9 protein-coding genes and 2 pseudogenes are annotated in these 10,671 nt (G+C 67.2%); 4 read left to right on the forward strand and 7 right to left on the reverse strand.

Annotation, left to right across the window (positions count from 1 at the left end):
- Positions 1 to 92 precede the first annotated feature (92 nt).
- The 3 genes from ABT001_RS33585 to ABT001_RS33595 all read right to left on the reverse strand — a co-directional run bounded on the left by ABT001_RS33585 (position 93) and on the right by ABT001_RS33595 (position 3,832).
- Positions 93 to 941, reverse strand: a complete 849-nt coding sequence (locus ABT001_RS33585) for a lipocalin-like domain-containing protein (RefSeq protein WP_351285246.1) — start codon at positions 939 to 941, stop codon at positions 93 to 95.
- 85 nt (positions 942 to 1,026) lie between these two features.
- The gene (locus tag ABT001_RS33590) at positions 1,027 to 2,238 is read right to left on the reverse strand and encodes an FAD-dependent monooxygenase (protein ID WP_351285247.1); all 1,212 of its coding nucleotides are present in this window, start codon (positions 2,236 to 2,238) and stop codon (positions 1,027 to 1,029) included.
- A gap of 97 nt (positions 2,239 to 2,335) precedes the next feature.
- On the reverse strand, positions 2,336 to 3,832 hold the full coding sequence (locus ABT001_RS33595; protein ID WP_351285248.1) for an MFS transporter: 1,497 nt from the start codon (positions 3,830 to 3,832) through the stop codon (positions 2,336 to 2,338).
- A 109-nt stretch (positions 3,833 to 3,941) separates the two neighbouring features.
- Between ABT001_RS33595 and ABT001_RS33600 the strand changes: the two genes are divergently transcribed.
- The gene (locus tag ABT001_RS33600) at positions 3,942 to 4,610 is read left to right on the forward strand and encodes a TetR/AcrR family transcriptional regulator (RefSeq protein ID WP_351285249.1); all 669 of its coding nucleotides are present in this window, start codon (positions 3,942 to 3,944) and stop codon (positions 4,608 to 4,610) included.
- A gap of 257 nt (positions 4,611 to 4,867) precedes the next feature.
- On the opposite strand, the pseudogene ABT001_RS33605 reads toward ABT001_RS33600, so the two are convergent.
- Positions 4,868 to 5,593 (reverse strand): annotated as a pseudogene (locus tag ABT001_RS33605) (Tn3 family transposase); the annotation flags it as partial.
- Positions 5,594 to 5,720: 127 nt separating this feature from the next.
- On the opposite strand from ABT001_RS33605, the gene ABT001_RS33610 reads away from it, so the two are divergent.
- Positions 5,721 to 6,194 (forward strand): hypothetical protein, encoded by a 474-nt coding sequence (locus ABT001_RS33610; protein WP_351285251.1) that lies wholly within the window; start codon positions 5,721 to 5,723, stop codon positions 6,192 to 6,194.
- 16 nt (positions 6,195 to 6,210) lie between these two features.
- Here ABT001_RS33610 and ABT001_RS33615 read toward each other — a convergent pair whose 3' ends face one another.
- Both ABT001_RS33615 and ABT001_RS33620 read right to left on the reverse strand, forming a co-directional pair.
- On the reverse strand, positions 6,211 to 6,531 hold the full coding sequence (locus ABT001_RS33615) for a hypothetical protein (RefSeq protein WP_351285252.1): 321 nt from the start codon (positions 6,529 to 6,531) through the stop codon (positions 6,211 to 6,213).
- Positions 6,532 to 7,445: 914 nt separating this feature from the next.
- Entirely contained in the window at positions 7,446 to 7,949 is a 504-nt protein-coding gene (locus ABT001_RS33620) for a lamin tail domain-containing protein (protein ID WP_351285254.1), read from the reverse strand.
- A 242-nt stretch (positions 7,950 to 8,191) separates the two neighbouring features.
- On the opposite strand from ABT001_RS33620, the pseudogene ABT001_RS33625 reads away from it, so the two are divergent.
- Both ABT001_RS33625 and ABT001_RS33630 read left to right on the forward strand, forming a co-directional pair.
- A pseudogene (locus ABT001_RS33625) lies at positions 8,192 to 8,684 on the forward strand (transposase); the annotation flags it as partial.
- 466 nt (positions 8,685 to 9,150) lie between these two features.
- The gene (locus tag ABT001_RS33630) at positions 9,151 to 9,363 is read left to right on the forward strand and encodes a hypothetical protein (protein WP_351285256.1); all 213 of its coding nucleotides are present in this window, start codon (positions 9,151 to 9,153) and stop codon (positions 9,361 to 9,363) included.
- 9 nt (positions 9,364 to 9,372) lie between these two features.
- Here ABT001_RS33630 and ABT001_RS33635 read toward each other — a convergent pair whose 3' ends face one another.
- The gene (locus tag ABT001_RS33635; RefSeq protein ID WP_351285257.1) at positions 9,373 to 10,494 is read right to left on the reverse strand and encodes an IS630 family transposase; all 1,122 of its coding nucleotides are present in this window, start codon (positions 10,492 to 10,494) and stop codon (positions 9,373 to 9,375) included.
- Positions 10,495 to 10,671: the final 177 nt, after the last annotated feature.

Below are 10,671 nucleotides of genomic sequence, written 5' to 3' on the forward strand. Positions count from 1 at the left end.
GGTCAGTCATTACCTTGCTCATCACGTCGGAAAGGGCGGGCTCGCGTTGTTGTCGAGCCTGCCCTTTCCGGGGTGGTTGTGGGAAGGAGGCGTTACGCGAAGACGTCGGTGTAGCCGTGACCGGCGATCGGTTGTCCCTGGAGGGTGCCGATCACGGTGCATATGCCGGCGTAGAGGCCGTCGTGGGAGTCCGGAAGTCCGCGATGGGTGATGGTCAGGGATGCGTCGAGGCTGGGGGCGGTCAGCTGCCAGTGGCCGCTTGCCTGCTCGGTACGGTGAGCGCGGGTGAGGGTGTGTGTGCCGTCCGCTTTGAGTTCGGTGAGCCAGGAGGTGCCGTCTCCGACGGTGTCCCAGATGCTCAGGTACCGGCCCGCTCCGAGGTCGAGGCCGAGCCAGGTGGTGCGCGAGGGCTCGCTGCCGGGGGTGCCCCATTGGCGGTCGAACCAGGTGCGCCCGCCGATCTGGTGGGTGGTTCCGTCGACGGTGACGGTGCCCGAGGTGGTCAGTCCGGGCAGTGCGTACTGTCCGTTCATGCCGCCGAACAGGGGGAAGAGGCCGGATCCGCCGTTGTAGAGGACGGGTTCCTCGCGCTGGAGGGTGAGCTGGACCGAGGCGGTGTCCGTGGCGCCGGAGATCTGGAGTTCGTCAAGGTCTCCGCTGATCGTCAGGATGGAGGTCCGTGCGTCGAGGGGTGCGCCGGGCAGGGTCACCGTGTCGAGGCTTTCGGTGGTCTGCTTCGTGCTGCTGTGCCCGTCGGGTTCCTGGAGCAGGGAGACCGTGCTGTGGCAGGTGCCCTGCATCGCCATCGTGTGGATCTTCACCCAGTAAATGGCTTCGTCGGTGTGGAGCTTGGTGGTGAACCACCAGGAGTCCACGGTGGCGATCGGGTCCGCGGCGAGTTTGTCGGCAGCGTCGATCAGTGTGGGGTGGGACCAGGTCATTACATCTCCTGTCGTTGGTGCACTGGTGCTGTCGTCCGTGGCAAGGCGCCGGGAACTGCGGGCTTCGGCAGTGGTGCCTGCGAACTCAGGGGGCTGCTATGTCGAGGGACTTGCTCTTGAACTGGCCGGCGATGACGGTCTTCATGACGCGCTTGCCGACCGGGTTGCTGGTCACCTTCTGGATGAGGCTGCGAACGGTGATGTCCCGGCGGGTCTGGGGAACGAACATCGGCAGTCCCTCCTTGCGGCCGAGGTGTTGCTGGGTGGCGATGAAGGGCCGCAGCCTCTGGTCGTACTCGCGCAGGGCCCGGGGGACGTTGTCGGGGTTGCGCTGCAGGGTGGTCCCTAGGAAGTCGGCGCCGGCCAGGGAACTGGAAGCGCCCATGCCGGAGTAGAGGGTCAGGCACCAGGCGGAGTCGCCGAGGAGGACGATGCGGTCGGTGTGCCAGGTCGGCATCACCACCTGGTGGGTGGAGTCGAAGAGGACGTCGTCGGCCTGCTCGAACTGCGTCAGCAGGTTTTCCAGCACGGGCCCGGTGGGCTCGGGTCCGAAGGCGCGGCGCAGGGACTCGATGGGCGGGCGGCGGAACTGGGCGTCCTCGTCGTCGGTGCGGTAGTTGAAGAGCACGCCGGGCTGGTGGTCGGTGAAAGGGAAGACCCAGACGGAGCGGCCCGGCTCGGCCAGGATCAGGCCGTCGTTGGGCCGGAAGCCGGGCACGGCTTCCTTGAGGACGGTGGCGCCGATGATGTGGTGGAAGGGCTGCAGGTAGTCGGAGTCCGGTCCGAAGGCCAGGCGGCGGACGGTGGAGCGCAGCCCGTCGGCCCCGATGACGAGGCCGAAGCGCTCGGTGGTCTCGGTGGTGTCCTCGCCGGCTGTGGTGGCCAGGGTGACATCCACGCCGTCGGGGTGCTCGTCGAGGGCGACGGGTGTGGTGCCGTACCGGATCTCGGTCTTCGGGGCGACCTGATCGTAGAGGGCGGCTTCGATGTCCCCGCGCAGGATGAGGCGCGGCTCACCGGGGAGGTCTCCGTAGCCCATGCCGGGCCGGCGGCGGCCTTCGCGGTCGATGTCGTAGGTGACGGTGGCGGGGTCGGTCCGGTTGCCGATGGCGTCCAGGACGCCCATCCGCTCGGCGGTGGCGCGGCCCGTCTCGAACAGGCCGATGAAGTACCCGGCGGCACGTCGTCCGGGTGCACGTTCGACGAGTACGGGCTCCCAGCCGATCTCGTGCAGCCGCATGGCCGTGGCCAGTCCTCCGATACCCATGCCCACGATCAGGGCGCGGGGCTTGTTCATCGGGATCACTCCTTTGTGTGGGGGTGCAGTCTTTGAGGGGGTGGTGACGGCGCCTCTGGCGTTCGCGGTCGCCGTCACCGGCGGTTCAGCGGGGTCGTCACATGTGGACGGTGGGGGCGGCGTCGGGGTCGTGGACCGGGGCGCCGCGGCGGAAGAGCAGACCGCAGATGACCATTCCGGCGGCGAAGAGGGCCGCGGACCATCCGTAGGCGGTGGAGTAGCTCTCCAGCGTGGACTGGGCGATCAGGTCGGGGGTGGGCTGCTTGCCGGCGAGGAAGCCGGTGGCGGCGCCTGCGGCCAGGGAGCTGAGCAGGGCGGTGCCGATGGAGCCGCCGATCTGTTGCATGGTGTTGACGCTGGCGGAGCCGACGCCGGCGTCGGCCGGGTCGATGCCGGAGGTCGCGGCGCTCATGGCCGGCGCCATGATCAGGCCCATGCCGAGGCCGAAGAGGAGCAGCGGCGGCAGGACATGGGCGGTGTAGGTGGAGGAGGCGTCCAGGCCGGTGAGCCAGAGGAGACCGGCGGCGGAGAGCGCCATGCCGAGCGGTACAACCGGCTGGGGCCCGAAGCGAGGGGTGAGGACGCTGGAGGACAGCGTGGCGCTGATCATTACGGCGCCGACCATGGGCAGGAACGCCAGGCCGGTCTCGACCGGCGAGTAGCGCAGGGTCTGCTGCAGGTAGTAGGTGAGGAAGAGGTTGACGCCGAACATGCCGGCCGCGGAGATGAACATCGCGATGGAGGCGGCGCCGCGGTTGCGGTCGAGCAGGACCCGCAGCGGCAGCAGCGGGTGGGCGACGCGGGTCTGCATCCGGACGAACACCGCGATCAGGAGGACACCGGCGGCCAGGAAACCCCAGGTCCCGGCCGAGCTCCAGCCGTCGTGCTCGGCGTTGGCGAAGCCGTAGACCAGGGCGAACAGTCCGGCCGTGACGGTGACCGTGCCGGGGAGGTCGATCTTGACGCCCTTGTCCCGGCGGTGGCGGGGCAGAAGGACCAGGGCGCCGACCAGCGCGACGGCGGCGAAGATCAGGTTCACGTACAGACACCAGCGCCAGTCGAGGTGCTCGGTGAGCACACCGCCCAGCAGCAGGCCGATACCGCCGCCCGCGCCCGCGACCGCACCGAAGATACCGAAGGCGGTCGCCCGCTCCTTGGCGTCGGTGAACGTCGTGGTCAGCAGGGCCAGCGCGGTCGGGGCCAGCAGTGCGCCGAAGACACCCTGCAGGGCGCGCCCGGCGACCAGGACCTCGAAGTTCGTGGCGGCTCCGGCCAGGGCGGAGGCCACGGCGAACCCGACGAGGCCGATGACCAGGGTGGTCTTGCGGCCGATCAGGTCGGCGATACGCCCGCCGATCAGCAGCAGGCTGCCGAAAGCCAGTGAGTAGGCGGTCACGACCCACTGGCGGTTGTCGTTCGAAAAGCCCAGGTCCGCCTGCGCGGAGGGCAGGGCGATGTTCACGATCGTGGCATCCAGCACCACCATCAGCTGGGCTATCGCGATGACCGCGAGGATCAGCCAACGACGGCCATGATGCCGCTCCGCTGACTGATCGGCCCGCGGTGGGCGAACTTCGTTGGTGACGGCAGTCACAGCAATCTCCATGAGAACGACGGAAGCGGAGAAGGTCTCTCCGTTTATGACGTCCACCGTAGCACCTAAGTGGAGAGGGCATCTCCATATGCGGGCTTATAGTGGGAGCATGAGCCGCACAGCCGCCCCCGGCCCGCCTCCTGGCGGCAGCCCCGCCCGCCCTCTTCGCGCCGACGCGGAACGCAACCGTCAGCGGATCATCGCCGCAGCTCAGCAGGTGTTCGCGCAGCGTGGGATCGACGTCACACTCGACGACATCGCCCACCACGCCGGCGTGGGAGTGGGCACGGTCTACCGGCGCTTCGCCAACCGCGAGGAGCTGGTCGAAGCGATCTTCGAGACAGAGATCCAGCGCATCATCGATGTAGCGGAAGAGGCACTGACCTGCGAGGATCCCTGGGACGGGCTTGTCCACTTTTTCACTACGGCCGGCCAGGACTTCGCCGACGACCGCGGCCTGAGAGAAGTCCTGCTCATCGGCACGCACGGTAAGGACCGGGTCGCCGATGCGCGCGACCGGCTCTCGCCCGCGATCAATGCCGTCATTGAGCGCGCCCAGCGCCATGGCTCACTCCGCGACGACATCGAGGTGACGGATTTTCCCCTCATCCAGATGATGCTCGGAACGGCAACGCAGTACAGCCGCGCCGTCTCCCCCGGCCTCTGGCAGCGCTACCTCACCCTGATCCTCGACGGCCTCCGCGCGAACCGCGAGGCCCCCACCCCCCTGCCTCACCCTGCGCTCAGCCAGGAGGAATTCGAACGGGCTGCGCAGTGACGGGCTTATGCCACACGGCATGATCCGCCCTTCGCGCCGAAGAAGGGTCTGACGGGGCGAGACCAACGGCTCCGCTCGGTCGCACCACGGGTCCGACGGCCCATTGCGAACGCCACGGCCGAAGCACCGTACCGGTGCCTGCGCACACTCTGACGCGCGTCGTGCCGCTCACGCCGCAGACTGCCCTCCGCCAACCGGAACGGTGTAACCGAGCCTGGCCCGTACCTCGGTCCCATCCCTGTCAGTCCAGGCCGTCATCATCCTCGTCGGCGTCCAGGTTCGCGGAAGGGCCGCAGGCCCTGGCCTGGGCCGTTGGCCTTGCTGTTGAACAGGTAGTGGCCCAGGAAGTTGATGTGCCGGTCCTTGAGCGGAGAGAGACGCGCGACGTCCTCCTCCTTGAGGTCATGGCCCTCGGCGCGAAGTCGGACGACGGCGGCGTCCAGGTAACGGGTGTTCCACAGCACGACGGCGTTGAGGACCAGACTCAGACTGGCCAACTGATCTTCCTGGCCCTCGCGGTACGCGTGGCGGATCTGGCCCCGGCCGCCGTGGCAGATCGCGCGGGCGAGCCGGTGGCGGGACTCCTGAACGGTCAGCTGCCGGTTCATCAACCGCCGGTACGTGTCGTCCATCGGATCAACCAGGGCGAGCAGGTGCATGGTTTTGTTGATCCGCCCGTACTCGGCGAACGCCGCCCCGAGCGGGGAGGGGCGGCCCTCACGGCCGAACATCCGCAACAGGTTGTACGCCCTGACCTGGGTGGTGATGAGCGACCCGGCGACTCGGAGCATGTCGGGCCAGTGCGCGGCGATGCGCTTGAGGTTGACCTTGTTGCAGGCCACCGCCTCCAGGGGTCCGTACCCGTCGGCCGCCGTCTCCCCGTCCGGCAGGTCGGCACGCCAGAACCGCTGATCAGTGAGGTCGCGGAAGCGCGGGGCGAAGCGAAAGCCGAGCATCTTGTACAGGCCGAAGGCCATGTCGCTGTTTATGTGGACAGTTCAAGTTGATCTTCCTTCAGGTTGCCGCTCGTACCGTTGGCGGTGTTGGTGCGGGCCGGAGAAGCCGCGCGCATAGAGTGAGATCTTCGTTGGAGTGGCGGGGGTGGAGGCCGTGGAGATGACCGTTCAGTGGATACGGACGTCCTGGACGAAACAGTCCCGCGGAGGAGAGGCCGCCGCCCGTAGGAACGCGGCCCCGGCCGGCTTCACCGTCCCGCCTGTGCCGCCCTCGTTTGCCCACGTTGTCCGCATGCATGAACGAGACGGCTTCGAGCCCCATGGCGTCGAGGAAGACCTGCGCAAGGTTGACGTCCAGCTTCGCGAAGCCGACGGCCGACTGCGCGTCCTTCCCCGAGTGCAGCCCCTGTTCGCCATCCCACCTCGGCTGCGACGGCCCCCAGCCGTGCGTCTTGCCTCCGGCCAGTGGGTCCGCTGGCAGCTCAACTACCGTTTCAGCAGCGCGGCGGGTGTGCGGGACTGGTCGTACTGGCTGGACACCTTCAACATCGCCTATGGCCCGGTGGATGCTGACGTGTTCTTGTCGGAGCCCACTGTCCACGTTGACGAGCAAGGACCGCTCCGGTAGCTCCGCCATGGGGTGATCACGCACTGGAGCCGCCCTCCTCCGCTTCCGCGTTGATCGGCTGGCTGAGGTCGACCAGGAGTCTTTCGATACGTTCGCTGATGCAGCGGTGACGCTCGACCTCCCGGTCCCAGCCGCGTTCGGCCGCGTCGTGGGCGAGGGCCTCCTCGACCTCCCGGAGTGCGCGCAACCTCGGCGCGTATTCGGGGGTAGTCACGAACTTCGCGCAGGTCAGGTAGAGGTCGCATTCGCAGGGGCCTTCGGCGGGCAGCCGGAGGCAGCGGCCCAGTTCGAGCTCGGTCTTGAAGAAGTTGGTCTTGAAAGGTGATGCAGAGATCATGCAACTGACGACGGCGGTCGACAGCCCGGCGTGCAACCCGCCCTCCCCGGACACGGGCAAGAGGCCGAGATGACACGGCTTCGGCCCGCCGAGCCGGGTGGGATTCGTACGGGACCGCTGGCGGATCAAGCAGGAGGACGGCGACGACCTGACGATGCACAAGGGCCATGGCAGGAGTTCCTTGCATCGGCGGCAAAGGGGGGTATACCCACGGACCGGCTCCCGCAGTACGTGCGGCTCATGCTCGCGCGCAGCGCCTCCGTGCACCAGGACAGCGAACCTCTGCGCGTGTCGGCCCGCCTCACCCCGAAAGATGTCGAGTCGGTAGACATGGCTGTCGGGAGCAACCTGCGACCCGCCAGCACAATCGACGCGGATGCGTGGGTCGACAGTGAGGGCCGAGTCGTACGCGTACGCCAGACGATTCACTTCGCGTCCGACCCTGACATCGAAGCGACGATCACGTTCACTGACTTCAAGGACGCCATGCCGGTCGACCCACCCCCAGCGTCCTGAGCATCAGCCAGGGCGCGATCCCAACTCGCAGAGCAATCGCCGTCGGCGAGATCTACCGGCTGGACGCGTCCCTGGAAGCTGGCTGCTCTTCGCGGCGGTCTCTTCGAACGCAACGAAGGTGTCCGTGCAGGCTTTGGCGTTGTCGAGGAGGGCGCTCTTCCCGGTCTTACCGGTGGTGAGCTTCCATCGTGAGTTGGTGGCGGAGCCGGTGCTGTAGGTGCAGCAGACGCTTCTTGCCAGGGGAGCCGCTGGGTGGGGTCCCGGCCACTGGAACGGCACTCGACGACGAGAGGCCCCGATAGCACGGGCTGATCACCGCTGAGTGCCGCCGGTCAGCTACGCCGCTCGCTCAGGCATGCTGACGGGGTGGGAACGAACCTTCGGCAGCTGCCGAGCGGTCACCCGTGAAATGTGATGTAGCCGTTGCCGTCACGGTCGTTGGCCTTCTTGGTGTAGGAGTGGACGTCGGCGCGGGCGCCGGACGGCTTGTACAGGTAGATGGTGTCCTTGTCGTTGTTCCAGATGAAGTTGCAGTTCTGGCGGTAGACGACGTTGTTGGCGTCGGAGTCGGTGCCGCGGTTGCCGCGGAGCTTGATGTAGTCGCCGGGCTGCAGGTTGTGGTTCGACTTGAAGGCGAACTTGTTGCCCGTGGCGTCCTTGACGACGTAGCCCTTGAGGTTGACCGTCGCCGTGCGCGAGTAGTTCTTGATCGTCAGGTACTCATTCTTGGTGTTGCCACCGGAGCACTTGTTGGAGTCGCTTCCGGGGGCGTCGTACTGGACACCCTTGACCTTCAGGGACGAGGAGTACTCGGCTGCCTGGGCCGGAACGGCGGCCACGAGACCAAGAGCCAGAACCGAAGCCGCAGTCGCGGTGGCGGTCAAGGCATGACGGATGTTCATGAGGAGTCCCCCCTCGATGGTGCGAATGATGCGTCGCGAAGCATATCGAAAGTCGTGACCATCAAGTGAAGATAGGTGAAGAAAGTGTGTGCGACGGGGATCGTTGTGTTCGACTCCGACCCAGGTGCCGGACCACCTCGACACTCCCGTTCCCGGCCAGCCGTACTCGGTGATCTGCCTACTCGAGACGGGTCGCAGTTCCTGGACCGCGCCGCTGGACGCACTACGTCTGGCGCCGGGTGTCCTGGGCCGACCTCCTGCGGGACTGCTGCCGACGGCATGCGCAATCCCGAGCTCGTCGTCGGCGACGGAGCCATGGGCCTGTGACGGGCTCTGACCGAGGTGATCTACAACGCCGAGGACCGTGCTCACGCCGAGAAGGCGGTGAAGGACTTCGGGCGCGCCTACGGCGCGAAGTGGCCCAAGGCCGTCAAGAAGATCACCGACGACGTCGACGAACTCCTGGCGTTCTACGACTTCCCGGCCGAGCACTGGGTCCATCTGCGCATGACGAATCCGATCGAGTCGACCTTCAGCACGGTGAAGCTGCGGACCAAGGTCACCCGCGGCGCCGGCAGCCCGGCCGCGGCCCTGGCGATGGTGTTCAAGCTCGCCGAGTCCGCTCAGGCCCGCTGGCGCGCGATCACCGCACCCCACCTCGTTGCCCCCGTCCGCAACGGCGCCCGCTTCGAACGCGGCGTCCTGATCGAGCGTGAGCAGGAGGCCGCGGCATGAGTGAGCGCGAGGAACGCCCCTGCTGTTCCTGGACGTCGACTTTACCGACCGGCAAGCTCACCGGGACGCGCTCAACCTGGGACGATGCGTCGCGGTCGTGTCAGGGATGGGCCTGCTTCCTTCTCGGATGTCGGGCCGCAGCTAGTGCTCTGACCGCATACCTTCACCGGGTTGGTGATACCTGCTCCGGGAGCCGAGCTTCTAGAGTGAGTCGTCGCAGCTCAGCAACGGGGTGGGGGGACGTATGGCGGAGGCCGAGGTACTTGGGCCAGAGTCGGGTTGGGAACGCGCACCGGAATACCAGGGCGGGAATCGAAACCCGGCGTTCCAGGCCAGCATGTGGGAGTACGCGGCGAGCTCTTTTCGACTGGTTGCCGGTCTGTCGCCGTCCCTGGACGTCCTGGCTGCACGGCTGCGATTGCACATCGAGCGGGGCTGGGAGGACCTGGGCCCAGTGGATGCGGCGATGTTCAGCATCCAGAACATCGACTTCGCGCTCAGCCGGCTGGAGGGCAACCCCTGCCCCGATGTCTTCGTCTGGGTCAGCCGTGCTCAGTCCGATGTCGAGGCGGCCCTCGACATCCTGCTCGACGCTCTCGGCATCGGCAGGGCAGCCATCACCTTCCGTAACAACAGCGAGAGCGGATTCGTTGACCTGCGGAACGACCCCCAGACCTGATCCCTGAAGTCACGCTGCTTCACAGAGGGGGCGTCCGCCCCATCTGATGCCTTTCTCGCTGCGGATGCGAGCACGCTCCTTCCGCTGGGCGGCGAGGACCTCTGGATGGCGTGCGTTCTTGTTGCGCCAGCGCAAGTAGGCGTGCAGGGCACGGGTCTGGAGGGTGTGGTTGCGGTGGTTGGAGTTGGCGACGGTGAACTGCCGCAGCGGCCCGAAGTGGGCCTCGATCGGGTTGGCCCAGGACGCGTAGGTCGGAGTGAAGCACAGTTCGACCCGGTTCTTCTTCGCCCAGCACCGGATCGTCTGGCCCTTGTGGGCGGACAGGTTGTCCAGGATGACGTAGATCGGGGCGCCGTCCGGGCGGGCCGCGCGGACCGACCTGAGGGCGGCCAGCGTGTTCGCGGCGCCCTTCTTGCGGCGGTTGACGCCCCAGAGCGTGTCGTCGCCGATCGAGTAGCAGCCATGGAAGTACCTGACGCCGTGAGTGCGGTGGTAGGTCGCGGGGTGCCGTTTGGGCCGGCTCTGCTCGGCCCAGCACGACCCGGCGGTGGGCCGGATGCCGAGCGGGCCGAACTCGTCGAACGCGAACACTCGGTCCGTGAAGTGCTCCAGCACGTGCTCGATCCGGTCGAGCTTGGCGTCCCGCTCCGGGTCAGGCGACTCCTTCCAGGTCTTGGTGCGCTGGAAGGTGACGCCGCGACGGGCGAGCAGGCACCGTAACGCCTCACGGCCGATCCTGATCACGCGGCCGTGAACCTTCCGCAGGTAGGCGGCGAGTTTGCGGATGGACCAGCGAGTGAAGGGCTGGCCGAGTTTGGTCGGGCGGGTGGTGGCCGTCTGGATGACGAAATCCTCGTCATCAGGATTGAGCAGGCGGGGACGGCCTCCCGCCCATCGAGGGTCCAGACAGGCCAGACCAATCTCGTTGAACCGGTGGATCACGTCCCGGACGGTGTCCTCATCTGCCTGCACCAACTGGGCGATCACCGGGACCCGGTTCCCGCCGGCCGCGGCCAGCAGCATCATCGCCCGCCGATAGCGCACCGAACTGGTGCTGCCCCGGCGCACGATCTGCTGCAGCTTCTGCCCTTCCTGGTCAGTCAACCTGCGCACACGGACAGGCTCAGCCACCACACCCCCAGAGAACGGACGCACGTCGTGGGACATCCAACCGCCATGACCACCAACCCGGCGAACCTTCCCGGTCAGAGCACTAGTAGGGCTTGGTCAGGTCGATGTTGGCGCGGGTATGTCGCGGTGACAGGTGGGGCAGGCGCCGGCCCATGTCGCGAGGATGGTCTGTAGCTC

Origin of the sequence: Streptomyces sp. NPDC002793 (assembly GCF_040295485.1) — a bacterium.
Taxonomy (GTDB): domain Bacteria; phylum Actinomycetota; class Actinomycetes; order Streptomycetales; family Streptomycetaceae; genus Streptomyces.